General features: G+C 29.9%; 19 protein-coding genes. 1 reads left to right on the forward strand and 18 read right to left on the reverse strand.

The genetic code is table 11. The features are described 5' to 3' along the window. Positions 1-67: 67 nt before the first annotated feature. The 6 genes from miaA to B2694_RS01745 form a co-directional block, all read right to left on the reverse strand. Positions 68-1,009: a tRNA (adenosine(37)-N6)-dimethylallyltransferase MiaA gene (miaA, locus tag B2694_RS01720; RefSeq protein WP_346884289.1), complete on the reverse strand. Its 942-nt coding sequence runs from the start codon at positions 1,007-1,009 to the stop codon at positions 68-70. An 18-nt stretch (positions 1,010-1,027) separates the two neighbouring features. Continuing rightward, positions 1,028-2,881: a DNA mismatch repair endonuclease MutL gene (gene mutL / locus B2694_RS01725; protein WP_346884290.1), complete on the reverse strand. Its 1,854-nt coding sequence runs from the start codon at positions 2,879-2,881 to the stop codon at positions 1,028-1,030. A 29-nt stretch (positions 2,882-2,910) separates the two neighbouring features. After that, positions 2,911-5,535 (reverse strand): DNA mismatch repair protein MutS, encoded by a 2,625-nt coding sequence (gene mutS / locus B2694_RS01730; protein ID WP_346884291.1) that lies wholly within the window; start codon positions 5,533-5,535, stop codon positions 2,911-2,913. A gap of 47 nt (positions 5,536-5,582) precedes the next feature. Continuing rightward, the gene (gene miaB / locus B2694_RS01735) at positions 5,583-6,938 is read right to left on the reverse strand and encodes a tRNA (N6-isopentenyl adenosine(37)-C2)-methylthiotransferase MiaB (RefSeq protein WP_346884292.1); all 1,356 of its coding nucleotides are present in this window, start codon (positions 6,936-6,938) and stop codon (positions 5,583-5,585) included. Positions 6,939-7,326: 388 nt separating this feature from the next. After that, positions 7,327-7,515 (reverse strand): hypothetical protein, encoded by a 189-nt coding sequence (locus B2694_RS01740; protein WP_346884293.1) that lies wholly within the window; start codon positions 7,513-7,515, stop codon positions 7,327-7,329. Positions 7,516-7,627: 112 nt separating this feature from the next. Continuing rightward, positions 7,628-8,974, reverse strand: coding sequence for a helix-turn-helix transcriptional regulator (locus B2694_RS01745; protein ID WP_346884294.1), 1,347 nt, complete (start codon positions 8,972-8,974; stop codon positions 7,628-7,630). A 330-nt stretch (positions 8,975-9,304) separates the two neighbouring features. On the opposite strand from B2694_RS01745, the gene B2694_RS01750 reads away from it, so the two are divergent. Continuing rightward, a complete protein-coding gene (locus tag B2694_RS01750; protein ID WP_346884295.1) occupies positions 9,305-9,595 on the forward strand; it encodes a helix-turn-helix transcriptional regulator in 291 nt (96 codons plus the stop codon). A 13-nt stretch (positions 9,596-9,608) separates the two neighbouring features. On the opposite strand, the gene B2694_RS01755 is transcribed toward B2694_RS01750, so the two are convergent. From B2694_RS01755 to B2694_RS01810, 12 genes are all read right to left on the reverse strand, one after another. Next, a complete protein-coding gene (locus B2694_RS01755; protein WP_346884296.1) occupies positions 9,609-10,001 on the reverse strand; it encodes a metal-dependent hydrolase in 393 nt (130 codons plus the stop codon). Between the two features lie 126 nt (positions 10,002-10,127). Beyond that, positions 10,128-10,664 (reverse strand): hypothetical protein, encoded by a 537-nt coding sequence (locus B2694_RS01760; protein ID WP_346884297.1) that lies wholly within the window; start codon positions 10,662-10,664, stop codon positions 10,128-10,130. Then, positions 10,648-11,826, reverse strand: a complete 1,179-nt coding sequence (locus B2694_RS01765) for an FtsK/SpoIIIE domain-containing protein (RefSeq protein WP_346884298.1) — start codon at positions 11,824-11,826, stop codon at positions 10,648-10,650. The genes B2694_RS01760 and B2694_RS01765 overlap by 17 nt, the downstream gene beginning before the upstream one ends. After that, positions 11,823-11,969, reverse strand: coding sequence for a hypothetical protein (locus B2694_RS01770; protein ID WP_346884299.1), 147 nt, complete (start codon positions 11,967-11,969; stop codon positions 11,823-11,825). The genes B2694_RS01765 and B2694_RS01770 overlap by 4 nt, the downstream gene beginning before the upstream one ends. Further along, positions 11,957-12,115, reverse strand: coding sequence for a hypothetical protein (locus B2694_RS01775; protein ID WP_346884300.1), 159 nt, complete (start codon positions 12,113-12,115; stop codon positions 11,957-11,959). Before B2694_RS01775 ends, B2694_RS01770 begins: the two co-directional genes overlap by 13 nt. Positions 12,116-12,213: 98 nt before the next feature. Beyond that, the gene (locus tag B2694_RS01780; protein ID WP_346884301.1) at positions 12,214-12,387 is read right to left on the reverse strand and encodes a hypothetical protein; all 174 of its coding nucleotides are present in this window, start codon (positions 12,385-12,387) and stop codon (positions 12,214-12,216) included. An 86-nt stretch (positions 12,388-12,473) separates the two neighbouring features. Continuing rightward, positions 12,474-13,058, reverse strand: coding sequence for a hypothetical protein (locus tag B2694_RS01785; protein WP_346884302.1), 585 nt, complete (start codon positions 13,056-13,058; stop codon positions 12,474-12,476). Between the two features lie 203 nt (positions 13,059-13,261). Then, entirely contained in the window at positions 13,262-14,176 is a 915-nt protein-coding gene (locus B2694_RS01790) for a GIY-YIG nuclease family protein (protein WP_346884303.1), read from the reverse strand. A gap of 128 nt (positions 14,177-14,304) precedes the next feature. After that, complete coding sequence (locus B2694_RS01795; RefSeq protein WP_346884304.1) at positions 14,305-15,213, reverse strand: glycoside hydrolase family 25 protein; 909 nt, start codon at positions 15,211-15,213, stop codon at positions 14,305-14,307. A gap of 51 nt (positions 15,214-15,264) precedes the next feature. Next, on the reverse strand, positions 15,265-15,510 hold the full coding sequence (locus B2694_RS01800) for a phage holin family protein (protein WP_346884305.1): 246 nt from the start codon (positions 15,508-15,510) through the stop codon (positions 15,265-15,267). 15 nt (positions 15,511-15,525) lie between these two features. Continuing rightward, positions 15,526-15,756, reverse strand: a complete 231-nt coding sequence (locus tag B2694_RS01805) for a hemolysin XhlA family protein (RefSeq protein WP_150844901.1) — start codon at positions 15,754-15,756, stop codon at positions 15,526-15,528. 50 nt (positions 15,757-15,806) lie between these two features. Continuing rightward, the gene (locus B2694_RS01810; RefSeq protein WP_346884306.1) at positions 15,807-20,621 is read right to left on the reverse strand and encodes a phage tail spike protein; all 4,815 of its coding nucleotides are present in this window, start codon (positions 20,619-20,621) and stop codon (positions 15,807-15,809) included.

The following is a 20,621-nucleotide window of genomic DNA, read 5'->3' on the forward strand; positions in this document are numbered from 1 at the left end:
CCTTAAACATAAAATAACATTCTAATACTAACATAGCTATAAATCTTATACAATATTTAAAATTAACTTAGTCTTTATATTTTTTCTCTTTATAATCATTAATAATAAATTTTGCTACATCCTCATCATTAGAAAAATCATCCTTGTCTATCCACTTAACCCTTGGATCTTTTCTAAACCAAGTAAGCTGACGTTTTGCATAATTTCTACTAAATTGCTTTATATTTTCTATAGCCTTCTCTTTAGAAACTTCACCATGAAGATGTTGTAATAGCTCTTTATAACCTATCCCCTTCATAGATTGCATATCTGTGGTATATCCTTCTTTTTCTAACCTTATTACTTCTTTTAGAAGACCAGCGTCTAACATTAAGTCAACACGATGATTAATTCTTTCATAAAGCTTATCTCTATTCATATTTAATACATAATAATAAACTTTGTAAGGTATATCAAAAATCTCATCATTTTTAGCTGCTTCAGATATAGGAATTCCTGTTACCTTATAAACCTCTAAAGCTCTAATTACCCTTTTAAGATCATTGGGATATAACTTGTTATAACTCACTTCATCAATGGCTTTTAACAGCTCATGAACATATTCTACTCCATTTTCTAAGGCTAACTGTTCTAGTTCTTTGCGATAAGCTTCATCTTTATTAGTTTCAGCAAAACTATAATTATAAATAAGAGAATTAATATAAAGCCCAGTGCCACCTACCAGCATGGGAAGCTTATTTTCACTGCTTATTTCTTCAATTGTTTCCTTTGCCAAAGAACTAAATTCTGCCACACTGAAGTTTTCACTAGGATCTAAAAAATCAATGAGATGATGCTTCACACCATTCATCTCTTCTTTGGATATCTTAGCAGATCCAATATCCATCTTCTTATATATCTGCATAGAATCAGCAGATATTATTTCCCCATTAAGTTCTTTGGCAATATGAATTGAAATCTTTGTTTTGCCAATACCAGTAGGTCCTGCTAATATAAATAAATCTTTCATTGCTTTAATCCCTTCATACTAAATTCTTTTAAAACTTTTTTCTATTTCCTTTAATGAATATTTAATTATAGTAGGTCTACCATGTGGACATGTAAATGGTTCATCTATATACCTTAACTCTTCGAGGAGGGATAGAATCTCTACATCGGACAATTTATCATTAGCCTTTACAGCTGCCTTACAAGCAAGAGAAGCTATTTTATCATATTTTATATCTATGGTTAAACCACTGCCCATGGATTTTATATTTTCTATCATATCATGAAACAAATTGTTTATATGAGGTTTCCCCAAAAACACTGGAACCTCTCTAACTAACACATCATTTTCGCCAAAACTTTCAACCACAAATCCTGCATTTAAGAAAATTTGTTCATTATCTTTATAAATTGCATATTCATCAAAGGTTAATGGAATGATTGTAGGTACAGCTAAAATCTGACTTACCACATTGAAATTACCTATATTTTTTCTATACTTTTCAAATAATATCTTCTCATGAGCAGCATGCTGATCAATTAAATACAATTCATCTAAATATTCACCAATTATATAACTATTAAAACACTGTCCAATAAGTTTAATTGGTGGAATTTTAGGAATCCTTGATATTTCCTTATTAAAATATATATTATCTCCTTTAGGTTCAACTTGATTTTTAATAGGAATTTCTCTTATATAAGAAGGTTTGTCATTATAATTTGCTTCTTTATTAAATCCAAAATCCTTATTATAACCTAAATTATTATCCTCACTAGTATAGTGATTATCATTTAAATATCCAATTTGACTAGGTTCTGAAGAAGTATAACTTTTATGTAGTTTATCCTCTTGAACTATAGCTAAATCCTCTATTTCTTCTGGTATAATAAAACTCTTCTTTAAGCTTTCTTTTAATGCACTATGAACTCCATCAAATATAGTTTTAAATAAAACTCTTTCCTCTAAAAACTTAACTTCATTTTTAGTTGGATGTACATTGGGATCTATAAATTCTGGAAATATATCAATGTGTATAACGAAAAAGGGAAATTTATTTACCATAATAAAGGATTTAAATGCATTCTCTACCGCAGCAGTTATTAAAGAACTTTTTATAAGTCTCTTATTTACAAAAATGCTTTGTCTATTTCTACTACCTCTACTAATACTCTCTTTTCCAATATATCCATATACAGATAAAATATCGCTATGGTTTTCTATTGGTATTACATTTTCATATACTTCTTTTCCATATAAAATTCTAAGGGTTTTATCTAGTTCATCTTCACTAAAGGTTCTAAGGGTTTGTTTTCCATCATTAATTAAGGATATAGAAGTCTTATAATTTCCTAGAGCTAGCTTTAATACCAAGTCACTTATTATAGATTTTTCTCTTTGAGGTGATTTTAGAAACTTTTGTCTCCCTGGAGTATTGAAGAATAAATCTTTAACTTCAATTTCCGTTCCTAAATTACAACCTACATCTTTCTCATAGATTACTTTTCCACCTTCAATATAGATCTCTCTACCATAATCAAAAGTTTCCATCCTTGATTTTAGTCTTACCTTTGAAACAGCAGCTATACTAGCAAGAGCTTCTCCACGAAATCCAAAGGATTGAATATCGTAAATATCCTCCACGGAACTTATCTTACTTGTACCATGAGGCAAAAAAGCTATTTTTATATCTTCAGGATGAATACCACGTCCATCATCTGTGATTCTTATAAGCTTATTGCCACTATCTTCTATTTCAATAGTTATGTTTTTACTGTCAGCATCAAGGCTGTTTTCCACTAATTCCTTAACAACAGAACTAGCTCTTTCAACAACCTCTCCTGCTGCAATTTTATTGGCAGTGTTTTCAGATAATAAATTGATTCTTCTCATAATACACCCACCTTAAATAATTATTTTATCTATATATTCTTAGCTTTTTTTATAATATCGTATAATTTATTAAATCCATCCATAGGTGTAAGATTAAGTACATCTATAGATTTAATTTCGTCAATTAAGTTTTGCATAGCTACATCTTCAAAAGCTATTTGCTGAGTTAAACAAATTTCTTTTTCTATTTTTTCTAATTTCTCTGTAGATGGAATTACAGTTTTCGCTTCTTCTTTGATTATATCTTTTGAAGTGCCATCTTCTAAAGTTTCTAAAATTTCTCTTGCTCTAGAAATTACTGCTGAAGGTAATCCAGCAAGTTTAGCAACCTCTATACCATAAGATTCATCTGCTCCACCCTTTATAATTTTACGTAAGAATATAATATTATTATCTACTTTTTTTGCTGAAATAGAGTAGTTTTTCACTCCTGGAATTTCTCCTTCTAGCTTAGTTAATTCATGATAATGTGTGGCAAATAGGGTTTTGCATTTAATATTTGAATTTTTACATATATACTCTATAACTGCCCATGCAATACTAAGTCCATCGTAGGTACTAGTACCTCTACCAACTTCATCAAGAAGAACCAAACTCTTATTGGTAGCATTATTAAGAATATTTGATACTTCCCACATTTCTACCATGAAGGTACTCTTACCACCAGCTAAGTCATCAGAAGCTCCTATTCTAGTAAATATTTTATCACAAATAGAAACATTTGCTTCTTTGGCAGGAACAAAACTTCCCATTTGAGCTAATAATGTAATTAAAGCTACCTGTCTCATATATGTAGACTTACCAGCCATATTAGGACCAGTAATTAACATAAGTCTATTGTCTTCAAGATCTAAGGTAGTATCATTAGATATAAAGCTATTTGCCTTTGTAATAACTTCTACAACTGGGTGTCTGCCCTCTTGAATTTCTATGATTCCCTCAGTATTAATTACAGGTTTCACATAGTTATGTTCTCTAGCAACCATAGCCAAAGCCCATATACAGTCAATTTCAGATATAAGCTTAGCTGTATTTTTCATTCTCTCTATATTTTCTTCTAATTTCTCTCTAATCTCTGTAAATATAGAGTATTCAAGAGCAATTAATTTCTCTTCTGCTCCTAAGATTTTATCTTCCATCTCCTTAAGCTCAGGAGTTATATATCTTTCAGCATTAGACAAAGTTTGTTTTCTAATATATCTTCCTTCTGGCACTGAGGAAAGATTAGATTTTGTAACTTCTATATAATATCCAAAAACCTTATTATAAGAAATCTTAAGGGATTTTATACCTGTAGCTATTCTCTCTTCATTTTCTAAATTTGCAAGCCAAAGCTTTCCGTTAGTTTTACTTTCTCTTAATTCATCTACTAATGAATTATAACCAGTTTTAATAATATTACCTTCCTTAACAGACAAAGAAGGTTCATCCATAATAGAACTTTCGAGAAAAGTCCAAATATCTCTTAGCTCATCTAAGTTAGAATAAACATCCTTCATTAAATGACTTGTAAGATTAGAAATAAGTTCTTTAATCCTTGGAACTTTAGCAATGGAATGCTTTAATGATATAAGTTCCTTTGCATTTATTGCAGTAGAGCTTATTTTACCAACCAATCTCTCAATATCATAAATGCTATTTAAAGCTTCCTTTAAATCTTCCATTAAGATTATATCCTTGGTAAACTCTTCAATGGCATCTTGTCTATTTAAAATATCTTCCTTAATAATTAGAGGCTCTTCTAACCATTTTCTAATTCTTCTTCCACCCATAGATGTATTTGTTTTATCTATAACCCATAAAAGAGTTCCTGTTTTTCCTTTATCTCTGATATTCTCCACCAGTTCAAGGTTTCTTCTTGAGTTAACATCTATGGTCATATATGTGCAGATATCATATATCTCTATATGGTTTATATGAGTCAAGGAAACCTTTTGAGTTTCTTTTATATATCTAATTAATCCATTACAAGTTTTAGTTACTATCTCTGATAATTTCTCTATTTCTATGTTCAAGAACTGTTCTTTAAGATCTTCTTCTTCCATATTAAAATTATCATCTTGGAAGTGGGATATATAAAAGGATGTTCTACTTATAATTTCATCCATAATCTCTTGATTAAAGTTTTCTGTAATAATTATCTCTCTAGGATTAAATTTACACAGCTCATCTATAAGTACATTAATATTATATTTAAATTCAGTAGTATAGAAATCCCCTGTAGACACATCACAAAAGGCCAATGCAATGTAATTTTCTTTCACATATAAACTAGCTGTATAGCTATTTTTACTCTCATCTAAATAGGAAGCTTCTGTGTAAGTTCCTGGGGTATAAATTTTTACTACATCCCGCTTTACAATTCCCTTAGCCACTGCTGGATCTTCTACCTGCTCACAAATAGCTACCTTAAACCCTTTTGATATTAAGGCTCCAATATAATTCTTAGCTGCATGAAAAGGAATCCCACACATAGGAGCTCTTTCTTCAAGACCGCAATCTCTTCCCGTTAGTGTTAACTCTAACTCCTTTGATGCAACCTTAGCATCATCAAAGAACATTTCATAGAAATCGCCTAGTCTGAAAAATAAGATACATTCTTTATATTTATCTTTAATTTGAAAATATTGTTGCATCATTGGAGTTAATGCCATATATATCTCTCCTTCATAATTATTTTAAAAAAGCGACAAAGTCGCTTTTATACTTCTTCTCCTATTAATGAAAAAGAATTTGCTTTAGTGATTCTAACATTAACTAACTTACCTATATTTTCTTTATTACCAGTAAAATTAACTAGTTTACTTGTTCTTGTCCTTCCGGTTAATTTTGTATCATCACTTTTACTTTCACCTTCTACAAGAACTTCAACAATTTTTCCATCATAAAGCTTATTTTTCTTAGCAGAAATTTCATTAACGACTTCAACTAATCTATTGAATCTATCTTTTTTAACTTTTTCATCTACTTGGTCAAACATTAAGTCTGCAGGAGTACCACCCCTTCTAGAATATAAGAAGGTAAAGGCAGAATCATACTCAACTTCTTTAACTAGACTTAAAGTATCTTCAAAATCCTCTTCAGTTTCTCCTGGGAATCCTACAATTATATCTGTAGTTAATGCTACATTAGGAATTCTTTCTTTAATTTTTCTAATTGATTCTAAATACTGCTCTCTAGTATAGTGTCTATTCATCTTTTTTAATATTCTTGATGATCCAGATTGTACTGGAAGATGAATAGATTCACATAACTTATCTCCAGCTGCAATTACATCAATTACTTCATCACTTAAGTCCTTTGGATGAGAAGTCATAAATTTCACTCTTTCAATACCATCTACTTCATTTATTCTTCTTAAAAGTTCTGCAAAGTTAATATTTTCGTCTAATCCCTTACCATAGGAGTTAACATTTTGTCCAAGAAGGGTGATTTCTTTATATCCCTCTTTAACCATACTCTCTATCTCTTTTATTATTTCAGCAGAGTTTCTACTTCTTTCACGTCCTCTTACATGGGGAACTATACAATAAGTACAGAAGTTGTTACAACCATACATTATTGTAACAAAGCCTTTTATAGTACTTGCTCTATCAATAGGAGCTCCTTCTATTATATCTGCTTCTTTATCCCAAATTTCTACTATAGGTCTTTCGCCACCTAAAGCTCTTCCAAGATATTCTGTAAACTTATAAGCATTATGAGTTCCTATAATTATATCTACAAAAGGAAACTTACCTATTATTTTGTCTGCCATTCCCTCTTGTTGCATCATGCAACCTGTAACTGCAATAACCTTATTAGGGTTCTCTTTTTTTAGTTTTTTTAAAGCCCCTAGGTTTCCATCTACCTTTTGCTCAGCATTTTCCCTAACACAACATGTATTAAAGATTATTATATCCGCTTCTTTTTTAGAGTCAGTTCTTACATATCCTAATGGTTTTAATCCACCAGATAATTTTTCGGAGTCCTCTTCATTCATTTGACAACCCCATGTACAAATATAGAAGGTTTTAAGTTCACTTAATTTATTTATATTTTTTACATTATTATTCATTGTTAATGTTCCTCCAATATCCAATATATTTATTAAATTTCTATAGTATTATAGCATATACAATACACGAAAAGAAAGGCTAAGGATTCCCCTTGGCCTTTTTCTCTTCCTTTAAAATAAGTTCTGATAATAAATTGTAAAACTCTTTTTCATTATCCGTCATCTCTTAATCCCCCAATACAGATATGTAGATCTTACACTTATTTTATGTCAAAGTTTTGTTCTATCTACTCAGATTATATATTGTACATAGAATTATATTCAATAGAAAAATGCATTAAAAAAGTAAGCGAATTAGCCATTAAATGGTTATCCTCACTTACTTTTTCATTGTGGTATTATGTTGTTTCAAAATTCATTAAAATAAATCAATTTGATACTTATATAATTACCATAAATCCGGTCTATCCCCTACCATTTTTTGCATACCCCATAGGTCGGGTCTATCGCTTGATTGAGTTTCATATATCCCCCATAAACCAGGTCTATCACTTGATTTAACATTTGTTGTTACTGTGCCTATAAATCCTAAAAGCATTACGCAAGCAAATAATAAAGAAATCGTTCTTTTTTTCATACCTTCATCTCCTTCAAAATATTAGATAGTAAGCGTGTTGCATTTTTTTCACTTACTTTTTTATAAATATTTTTATATTTATTAATATTTTAACATATTTCTATATATATGGTTAGAAAAACTTTAACAACTCTATACCTTTTTCAAACAGTTCATCACTTTTTATCTTGTTATCATTTTTAAATTTATGGCTAGTTACAAAAAATAAATTTATAGTATCTTTCTCTGTAATTATTTTAGTTTTTATGCTAATTTCTATCTTTCTTAATAGATTGAAAACTACTTCATACTTCTTTTTATTATTAAAATAATCATATAGCTTAACAATTAATTTGTAATATAGGTTTTTATTCTTTATTTTTTCTAGATAATTTAGTGCTGTATTATAATATTTTTGTATGAGCTCATAGCAGTCCATTTCAATAAAGTTGTCTACAGCATAATATAGTGTTCTAGCATAATACTGGGGTTCAATATCATTTTTTATATTAAGAGAAATATTTATATACTTTACACTATTTTCTTTATCACCCATCACTTGATAAAGGCTCCCTAGACTATTGTATATTTTGCTTGTTGTTATATTGCATGAATGCTTAAGTGAGATATCTAGAATTTCTAAATATAGTTTTTCTGCTTGTTTAAATTGCTTTGTATCTTCATAGCAATTTGCCTTTAATAGATTAATGTCCAACTCTTCTTTTATACTTAATTTAAAATCACTAATTAATTTATTTAAATATTCTAAACTAGTATCATACATATCTAACTCCGAATAGAGGACTGATAAATTAAAATATATATTTTTAAGTAAATCCGGGCTTGATATATTGCTTTCATTGTATAGATTTAAAGCAATATTAATATTTCGAACTGTTTCTAATTGTGATCCTCCACTCTCATATAACATCTTACTTGAAGTAATCATTAATTTTACAGCATCTTTATATAAATTATATTTCATTGCTAAGTCAATTGCAGTTTGTATTTTATGCACTGACTCACAAGGTTGGTCTAATTTAAATAAAATTGAACTCATTAGTTCGTAAATTTCAACTTCTTTTTTAAAGTCAACTCTCCATTTTTTTAAGAAGTTTTCTATTTCTACTAATTTATCTTTTACAATTGTATTGTTATGTTCTTCTAATTTCAGCATCCTTAGTTCTTTCAAATAACTTTCTGCTATCCTATTAGCTTGTATTTCTTCATCTTCCAGTAACAATTCTGGAGTAATATATAAATTTTTAATACTATTATTAACATTGTTCTTCATAAACATTTTTATGTTATTGCAAATAATTTCAGCAGTAGATAATACTAAATTGGTTTTACCATTTTCAATTTGTGATATAAGATTTCTAGTAATTTGATTACCAGCAATATCTTGCTGACTTGCACCTATAACCTTTCTAATTTTTTTAACCTTTTCACCTGGTGGTAAAATCTCATTTGTAAACATTACTATCCTCCTTTTGATAAAAGAGAATACTTTACAACAATAACATTATATGTTATTATCCTATTAGGATACGTAAGTATTCTGCTTGGCCAGGTTAGAGTTTTCAGTTTCGACGCTGCTCTATCCTGGTTTTTTATTATTTTATTTTCTATATTATAACATATTTTATAATATATTGTGCGTCAATATTGCTTCATAACAAACTCTTGTTGTTTTTAAAATGTCAAACTAGTATCGTTATAATAGCGTTTTACAATATAATTATACGTTTTATATCATTTGAAGACAAGATAATTTCCCCTTGGTAAAATATGCCTAGGAGGAATTGTTATGATAGGTGATAGAATAAAAGAGTTGAGAACAGAATTAAAAATGACACAGGAAGAACTCGCTAATAAATTGAATATGTCTAGACAAGCTATCTCCCACTGGGAAAATGGGGTAAATGAACCTGGTATAGGAGATTTAATTAAACTAACTACCATATTGAATGTATCTGCAGATTATCTCTTGGGTATAACTGATATAAAAGAGAATTTTAAAAATGATAAAGAATTAGAATTATATATAAATGACTGCATGAAAGTTTATAGAAAACATTTTAGAAAGGCTAAGGTTTAATTTCCTTAGTCTTTTATGTTACATAAACAAACATTATAAAAGCTATAGCTAGTGCTTGTATAAAATAATCCTCTGCACCTCTAGTCTTAATTAATTTATATCCATAGTAATTCTTTCGCCATGGATATAAATATGGTGTTCCCATCTTGGTAAAACTATCTGCTACTAGATGCAATGCAAAATTAATAAACCATACTAGAGCTATCCACTTATTTAAGATTAGTATAGAAATACTACTTATAATTAATACTAATAGTGAGTGTGTATACGTTCTATGTCTTATTCCTAAAAGATAATCCCAATCCGGAACAACAGATCCTAACACTCCTATTGCTGATATTGGATTATTTAATATTATTGGTAATGTAGCAGCTACACCTATAGCTATGTGTGTTCGTTTCATCATACTCTTACGACCTCCCGTTCTCTCCAAAAGTATATAAAAAAACCTATCCAACGATATGGATAGGTAAAGTGAATTTAGTTGGGTATATTACTAGGGTTTCATCTTTAGTTTATTTCATGATACTTACTATATTTTCTTTAGTACTTCCTTAATTTCTTCTATTCTTATGTTTTTAATATTTTTATTTTTCTTCTCGCCTAGCCCGACACGACGTTTATGTTTGCTTATAACTAGCATTGTCACAGGAGCATTTGTTTTGCTCAATTCCTCATAAATACTGAGTAATTTTTCTTCTTTTGTCCTATTAAAAATATCTACTTCTACGGTTATAATTTGCCCATTTTTTAATATAAATATACAGTCAATAAATTTTTTATTTATTTCATACTCTCTTTTCATATAGGTGACTCGGTCTTTAAGTTCAACTAAGATATCCGTTAAAACCAGTGTATGAAAAGAGGGTATTTTCTTTATATAATAAACCTTCTTACCTAGTGTAGGATGTATGGTTTCTTTAATATATTTATTATTTGCAAGTATTTTTAATCTTTTAGCTGCCATTGAATAACTAGGAAAAAATAACTCTTGTAATTGTCCTATGGTTGCTCCTGTATTCTCAGTAATAAAATTAATAATTTGAATATCTCTATCCGTTAATTCCATTTAGAATCTCCAAAATATTACTTAGGTCACATTCGATAACTTCCTTTGGTTTCTCTATCTTCTTTTCTACTATTCTATCCTTAATGTTTTCCATAACCATGTTATGATCCATGGTAAAGCTATATCCTTTTTCCTCTTCTAGAGTCCTACATATAATTTCTCTATTACCTAATTTAGTTGCATTTTCATTTCCTAAAATAACTTTAGCTGCTGGGCCATCTGCTATTTTTAAACTTATCCTGGTACATAGTTGAGCTTTTATATCCGTTGGTATACTGTCTGAAGTTGGCTTTTGTAATGCAGTAATTAAGAATACACCACTACTTCTACCTACATTAACTATCATCTTTAAATGTTTTAGACATTTAGTTTTTAGTGCTTTCTCTTCCTTACTATCTCCTCGACTTATGTTAAGAAAGCTAAACTCCTCTACTACAACATAAGTATATTTAAGTTTATCTTCATTATCTTTGTTATAATCCTCAATATTATAGTAACCTTTAGTATTATCTATTAGCTTTTCTCTTCTTCTACATTCTTTATCTATGCCATCTAACGCTTGTAGAACTTCTTCTAATGTCTTGGAGTATGTTTTTACTTGTGCACAATTTTGAAATACCCCTAAGTCATTTTTGCGAATCTGGAGTAAGTGTAAATCTATATATCCACAATACTTTATTAAGTTGGTTAGTATAAGCAATAGTATCCTTGATTTTCCTGTTCCAGTATCTCCACCAATAAGCATGTGAGGGAACTTGTTCATATCTACTATAATTGGCTTAATAAGACCATCTGCAATTAATATTTTATTAGGAGGTAATTGCATTGACACATAGTCTTTAAACTTGTAGTGAGCTACACAATTCATAATCACCATGTTATTAACTTGGCTCAATTGGATACTTTGAAATTGTAACCCTTCTTTGAATATATCTATATCTCTATTAAGATTTTCAAATGTATATCCATAGGGCAACTCAGTAATTATGTCGTATCCATAAGGAGTTCGGTCTATTCTCCATATCTTAAGAGTTTTTTCAAGGTTGTTAGTAAATTGACTTTTAGAGTAGGTAATCTGTTTCCATTTCTTCCTTAGCTTAATTTTGTCTAGGTTTCTATATAGTGCCACACCCGCACCAGCCACAACAAATTCAGTAATCATTCATTATTCCTCCTCTCCACTTTTACTGCTGATATACTATAAGTAATTATTCCAGTTAATATAATTAATCCTTCCTTTAAAGTTCCCGTAAAAATTGCTAGGTTTTTTATGCCATTGAGAATCAATAAATCTAATCCAAACATTGAATATTCTCCTTATCTAAATGCTTAATATAATACTCTAAAGCTTTCTTAACAAAATCTGATTTCTCCTCTTGGCTATTAACTGTTACGAATAATTTCATATCTTTGGTGGTACTTTTAAATGAAACTGTAATCTTATTTACCATAACTTCCTCCACTTTCTTACTTCTTAATATATCTATATGCACATGTTTAGGAAAGTTTCCTAAAATATCATAAATTTTTATAAAAAATAAGAGTAGATTTATTCTCTACTCTTAAGCATCTTTTCATATACTAATTGTTTTAAATAGTTACTTTTACCTATTACTTTACTGTTTTCTAATAAGAATTTATATATATCCATATCCAATTCATTCTCTATATTGAAGGTAACTTCTGCTTTTTCATATTTGTATTTTCCTACTTTCTTTGCCATAACACCACCTCAATATATTGTATTCTACACATGTAATAAATTTCCTTTAAATAAAATAAGACCAGGAACTCCCTGGCCTTTTATAATTATTCTTCTACAATTAATTCATAATCCCTATCAGCTCTACTAAATGTTACATATATTTTTTCAAGCTTTGAATTTTCTTCAACTTCAAAGGTATGTTCTACTACACATTTTTCTCCAAACGCTGCTGGTATAGGTTCTTTCCATTCACCTGCCCAAGCTTGTGTCATTGGTTGTAAAATATTTTGTTCAGAGTCCTTAACTTTCAGAGCTTGTGGAGCATCTATAGTTACTACTCCTGTTACATCTTCTCCATTCAGATTACTTGTTCCATTAAAATCAATATTTTCATATTGGTATTTAACTTGTACTACTTTTTCTCTGTAGTCTGTAGATGGTAATAACTTAGCTCCTAATATAGTGAATTTGTATTTACCCTTCTCACTGGATATTTCTATAACTTCTCCAGCTTTGTAATACTCTTTTTCAACAACTTCATCTTCCTTTTTATCTGTACTGGAAGGTGATTCGATTTTAACCTCTGGACTTTTATTTGTGCTTTCAACTTTCTTCTCTTCTTTTGTTCCGCATCCAACTAACCCTAATATCATTACTCCACATAATAATATACTTAAAAACTTTTTCATGATTAACCCCCATAAATTTCTATTATATTTACATTGTATAATATATTCACAACTTGTCAATATTTTCAAACGAGGTGATTTACATGGAAATATTGAAATCTATAACTAGAATAATTTTAACTTTAGGATCTATACTTGGGATATTATCTTTCTTTATGGTGTTGGTGTTAATGTTTATAATAAAATAAGTTAGTAGGTATTTTTTAACGCCTACTAACTTTACCGCAATATGGTATTAATTTATATTGCCACCTATTAGAACTATATTCTGTATCCAAATAATGCGTGTACCTTATATCAATAATATTGTATTTACTTTTAAATTCATTACTATCCTTATAATTAACATTGTATTTAAAATCTTTATGAAGTTTGGGGCACTTAACAAAAATATTATTAAGATTAAACGGTGTACAAATATCTATCTTTAGCTTTTGGTCAATTTTTTTATCTGTTCTTAATAAGCTATACATTCTATTTCTATCTAAAAAGTTAAATATTTCTTTTCCACTTATTATATATACGTCATTTTCATTATTTTTCACATAAATATCTAAGTCTAGCTTATGAATAACATAAAATATCGGTTTAATATTCTCGCTTAAATCAACCTTAAAATCTAATTTTAAAATTGCTAAAAGTTCATCTAAAGATATAATAATTTTATTCTTGCTATTTTGATAGTCAAACATATCAACCATCAATATATCTAATAGTTTATTATTTTCATAATCTAACCTAATTTCTTCATCCAGGCAATCTTTTCCTGTTTTAAATATGAACTCAAACTTGCCACTTCCCTCTTTAAGGTTCTTAGGAGCATTAATTTTATTGTAACCTTTTTTTATAGCTTCATATTTTTTTATATAATAATTTTCTACTAATGTAGTAATTTTATAATTGCAAGTACATAATACATCAAACATGAAACTATCACTGCCATATTTTTTAGCATCTTCTTCCATTTCGTCTGTTGCAAATTTTGAATCTTGTTGTTCAAATCTTCCACCCAAACATTCGCATGATCCAATATAAAACTTATTATTAGCAGTACATACTATAATATAAACACCACTCTTTTCCATAGATAACTGAGAAATCCCACTAACTGTTTTCATGACTTTATACCCCTTAAATTATATAGGTATTATTATTTGTATTATATTTCTTTTTATCCATAATTTTTCTTAGTATATTTATCCATAAAAAATAAGGGTAGCAAGTTTTACCTCACTACCCTTTAAATCTATCTTCCTAACTTCTTGCAGTATGCAATTGCCTTATCTAAAGTTTCTTCCCTATCCTTGCCCTTGATAAGTACATTAGTATAACCACTCTTATTCTTAGCCTCTCCTACTGCAATAACTGTTTTATATTGTCCATAATGTGCATATGGTCTTAAACAGTTTATTGTTGGACAGTTTAATCTATCAGCCATTACCTCAGCTATAGCCTGGTCTGTTGCATTTGAATATTGTATAATGTAATCCATTTTATTTTCCTCTTTGCTATCTGTACTAGGTTTTTGTTTTGCTGGTTTATTTATATTAGCTTTAGGGTTAATTAATCCAGGATAATCAACATAGCAATAGTTCATATCTACATTTCCACTAATACCATTTACTCTTCCATCACTAGCATATTGCCACATATCATGTTTACCCTTATAGGTACAAGTTGCATTATATTGTGCTACCCACTTAACCCATTTACTAAATCTACTATCTGTTAGCTTATTAGTGAACCATGATGTATTAGCATAAATTCCAGCCCAATAACCAGCCTTTTCTATAGCATTACAAAATACCTCCGCCATATCTGCAATTAATTTATTCGAACACTTTCCTGTTGTATTTGCATCTTCCAAATCATAATAAACTGGATAATCTAATTTATAACCTTTTAATAATCTTAATACATGATCTGCCTCAGACTTAGCTTGTGTTATCGAGGTTGCATAAGAATAAATATAAACTCCAAATGGTATTCCAAGTCTTGTACATTCTTTAGCATTTCTATGGAATTGCTTGTCATCCTGGCTTGTTATGTTATCACCATATCCTACACTCAAGATTGCATAATCTATCTGACTTTTAACCTTATCCCAATCAATAGTCCCTTGGTGATGTGATACGTCTATACCTCTTAATTTCATAATCCATTCCTCCTTAAATATAAAAGAGTGAGATTGCTCCCACTCTGTAAACTACTTATTAATTTGTTTTACAAGTTGATTGGTATAAACACTAACTCCAACTACTAAAATTCCTTGAATTATAGCATTTATATTAATGCCCATAAGTGCCATAGCTAAACCCATACCTATAGGTAATAGTATTAATGGTATATATTTATCTTTTATTTTTTCAATTCCTTTTAAAATCATACCTATAATATAAAGTACTGGTATTAAAATTAAAGCATTTTCTGTAATGTAATTAATAAACTCCATAATTATCTCTCCTTCTTATTTAAAATTAATTAAAAAAGCAATTACTGCACTTATTAAAGCTCCAGCAACTGCTCTCCATAACCATCTATTAGCATCTTCTAAATCTGAAATTCTATTGTTTGCAACCTTTAACTTTTCCTCAAAGTTTTTAAGTTTAAGTTCATTGGTATCATTCATATTTTTAAGCAAGCCTTTTATCTCTATTAAACTCTCTCTCACCTCTTGTATTGCATCAGCTTCACTCATCTTACACCTTCCTTTTTACATAATAAGAGAGACTAGATTTCTCTAATCTCTTAACCAACAACTTGATAATATTGTTCTTCATACCCAATACGATATCCTATTACTCTAAAATCAACTTTTCCGGTATATCCTTGTACATAAAAGCTAGTTCTATCCTTTGAAACTATAGTGACTCTAGGATTGCTACAAAATACTGCATAAGTAGAAATTGTCTTTAAGAATGTACTATCTAGTAATACTTCAGTTCCTTGCTCTTGCACATCAACATTAAATAACACATCTTCTAATAATATTTTAGGAGAATCTATTGGACTCATTCCTAAATTAGCACCATCTACAACTATAGTTCCTCCAGCTTTTGTTCCGGATGGGTTAAATGTATGTTTAGCAATACCGTCTACTAGAAAAACCACTGTTCCATTTGGAGAAATTCTTATTCCTGTATCTCCAGTTTTGGAAATGTACATTCTTAATGTGCCAGAACTGGCATCTATTCTGCATTGGTCTGCAAGATAAATTGTAGTTGGTTTGCAATCCAAATAATTAGGATAAAACCTATATCTAGCACTACCACCCTGATATAAATCTGTAGAAATTGTAGAAATTAACATATAGTTTTCATTATCCCACTTAAGTCTTACTGCAGTACCTATGCCTTGTTCCATATTTGCAGTTGCATCCAAACTACAATTGCCAAATAATCTTATAATAGGGTTATTCGTCGCAGATTTTAAACGCTCTAAAGATATTGTATTTGTTTTAATGTTTCCACCATCAATAATTGTTTGACCAGCTGTACTTAGGTTCATCATGGTAACATATCCAGTAAGATTTATTTTACTAGCACTTATTTTTATAGCTTCAGCAGTTTGATTAATGCAAGAAATAATAGCATTAGAAGAAACCTTTCCTGTTAAATCATTTTTATAATACGTAGAACTTCTAACTGTACTTACGATAGCATTATCAGTAATTTTCTGCTCTGCACTATTAATTCTCATATTTAAATCTGCTGTATCTGTAATATCATAAATAGTCGCTGAAGCTATTCTCCACATAAAAGGTATATCGCCCTTATCTATATAGAAGTAGTTTGTTGTTGAGAAAGTTCCTTCACTACCACAAGTAACTTTATGAATATATTCTTGCCATTTTCCAGTACCCTCATTACTTGTTAGCCATTTAGCACTTCCACCAGTTCCATAGGCGTTAGATGCAAACATTAATTTACTTCCTACTGGAATTTTAGCCGTCATTTTTAATATGAATATAGCATTTGGTCTAGCCGTATTTCCAAAATAAAACCCGCCTAATCCAGGACTTGTATTTGTACCAATCACCTTTATCTCAATACAATGAGTGGAAGTTGTAGGACAATCCGTTGGTTTTAATATCCTATTTAACACAACGTCTATTCCACCAGAATTATTATATTTTGTCATTCCATTGGTTCCGGTCGTGAATGACGCATCTGGATATAACATAACACCATCACCCATTGCTTTAGCCAAATCATAAACAGTGTTACTTACTGTGGATATTATGGAGCTGTCTGTAATCTTTTGTTCAGCATTTGTCATTCTAGTTGTAAGACTTTTTAAATCTCCGTTTATTGTGTTAGTAGTAGTTTCAACATTACTAACTCTACTTGTTATACCGTTTAAAGTAGTTTCTATTGACGCTGCTTTGTTTGACACAATAGTTACTCTATCACCTACGGCGGTGATTGAATCATCTATATCCTCTGGTGCTGGAGTCCAATCAGTAGGTTTGTTGCCTTGTTCTAATTTAGCCCAATTAACTGTTACAGTTCCTAATCTACTACCACCACTTGGGTGTAAATAAAACCCAACCCTTGCCTGACCTGACCAAGCTGACACAAATGATATTTTTTCGGTTGTGTCCGTTAAGGAATATATATTTATAACCTTAGATGGATATTGCCAGTTAGGTTCATATATATAAGCACTAAGTTTCTTCCCATCATCTAATGCTTGTTGGTCACATCTGCCATTAACAGAAAATGTATATTCAACTCCTTCTACTAAATCCATAGTTAATGTCCTTGTTTCAAAGCTATAAAGATTAGATGTTCTATTTATTTTACTATTCCTAATTAAATTCCTTCCACCAACTTCAATCTTATCTATCTCACCATTAACGATATTAGTAACTTGTGTGCCATCCACTTTTAACGATATCTGATTTGATAATTGGGTTATACTGCTACTTTGAGTAGCAACCGTTGAATTTAGACCATTGATAGAAGCAGTATGGGCTGTAACTGTTGCTGTTGTACCGTCTAAATCTCTTCTAACTTCATTAGTCTTTGTTTCTACACCAGTAATTTTACCAGTTAAAGCATCTATAGTACTTGTATGGCTACTAATCACATTACTTATAGAATTTACAGTTGCCACAGTAGAATTATAAGAATCTTTAAGTTGTATGGTCTGTCCATCCTTAACTATTGTAGTGTTAGATATTAATGCACTTATCTTACCTTGTTGGATATTTAAAGCAGTAGTATTACTTTCTGTAATGGTTTTTACACCTTGAATAGATGCATCTATATCCTCTGGAGCTGGAGTCCAATCTGTAGGTTTGTTGCCTTTTTCAAGTTTGAAGTCTGAAAAATAGTAAGGATTGGTAGATACCAATCCGGTTATATGCAGTATCTCATATATCGAAGTACTTTTTGATGTGAATGTATGGGAAATTTTCGTTGGAGTTGTGGATATATTATACGCTTTACCACCATAAGATGTACCATCCCATTCCACACAATTAATAGTCGTACCCGTACCTGTAGTATACACATTAAAGCTCCAAGTGTATGTGATATTTGGTTGAATTACTATACTATTTATTCTTAATTGAGTGCTTCCTAAAAATTTCAAACACTTTTTATTATTTATCACCTCAAATGATGAATTAGTCCTATCAGTACTATATATACTATTTAAATCGTAAGTATCCCCACCTAATTTTTTAACATAATTTCTACCACCAACCTCAATCCCATCAACAGTAGTGCTAAGTGTATTAAATGCTATATCTAATGTTTGATTATTTTTATCTAACAGTACCTTAGAAGATTTTAAAGTATGGGTATTAGTATCCTTGTTGAATTCTTCTGTGAAACTATTATAATCTATCTGCTTACCACCTACTGCATTTTCAGATATCATATTGCCTTTAATTAAGTCATCCGCAATAGCATTTTCTTTAATACCTGTGTGGTCTATTAATGTAGTAGTTCCATCTTCTCCACGTAAAATAAAATTAAAATTTCCTAGAGCATCTTGTCCCATCTGTATTCTAACTCTATTATTTTTATCCTTAAATTGTTGTGTAGCTCCTACTATTTCAATGCCACCATTATCGGATTTTATCCTAAATTTATTAGTAGAAATATCTCCAGCATTAATCTTACTTACATCTAAATTCTCAATCATGGCATTTTTAATAAAACCATTTACTACTGTTACTTTATCCGAACTTAGTATTAGAGATTGTATATTGTTAGATGTAAGATTTCCATTAACAAGGGTCTGTATATCTCCTACACTAGACTCTAATATCTCTATTCTTCCTACACTGGCTGTAAGGTCTGTTATGTTAGCTTTATTAGCTTGGAGATTAACTATACTTGCATTAATTGCAGTAAGTTCTTCTACATTAGCTTTTGTAGCTTCTAGATCGCCTACTCTTATTAAAACTGCATTAAGAGAGCCTACATCTGCTTTTTCTGCATACAAATTATCTATCCTAGCATTTACTACAGTTAAATCAGTAATTTTTCCTACACTTGCTTCAAAATCGCTAATTTGTTTTGTAGTTATACTGTTAACTGTTGAACCATCTACTGTCCCATTATCTGTTGTAATATTACTTACTGTGTCTACAGTATCATTATATTCTTTTTGTATATCTGTAAAACTTAGGATAGAATTAGCTATTTCACAAGAGTTTCGGTGTGGTTCTTCCGGATATTCTGTAATTTTAACTATCCTCTGCTTTTCTTTAATGCCTTTATCTTTAGATATTAATGTTATGGTATCTCCTAGTCCATAACTTAAGATACTATACTTACTAGATGTATTAGCCAGGTCTATTATGTCAGCTCCATAAGCTTTATATGGCTTGGATATTTCCTCTAATTTTTTAGTTGCATCTTCTGTAAGAGAATTAATATCTGTGTACCTTTCGTCTTTCCATATAAAAGTTTTCTTTTTAGAAGAATACTGATAATTTTCTACTGTAACTTTGAGGTCATCTTTTCCTATGGCTATAATCCTTGTAAAAAAGTCATAGGAGTTAGATTGAACATCTAAATTACGTAAATTAAGAGAATCCATAAAATAGACTCCCTTGTCATTTCCAAGCTTTTGGGCTATATTTATCCTTTTATTAAGTGTATCAAACTCAATTTCCACTAAGTAAGTTTTCTTTGCCTGTTGGATAATATCCCAGGTACTACAATTAGTTTTTCTTATAGTCCTTTTCTTATTTACTCCATTAACTTGTACTGTCCATCCAGTTCCAGCTACTGCAAGAGTTAAACATTCGCTAATAGTTTTCTCTGTAGTATCAAAATGCTCCCATGCTTGACCTTCTAAGTTCTCTACATTAAGAGTTGCCTTTATAGAGTTCCATTCCCCATTTGTAGATATTTCTTTTACTACAAACTCATCCTTTTTAGTTCTTATATAACATTCCTCTTTAATGTCCTTGGATAGCCTGGAAGGATATAAAAAAGAAAGTGTCTTATCTCCACTGGACAATACACTTTCTATATTCATGTCTTTATATAACCTTAAGCCTTTTATTTTTATCTTGTTTAAATCATATAATTGTAACAA

Source organism: Clostridium sp. UBA4395 (assembly GCF_002390995.1).
Taxonomy (GTDB): Bacteria; Bacillota; Clostridia; order Clostridiales; family Clostridiaceae; genus Clostridium_J; species Clostridium_J sulfidigenes.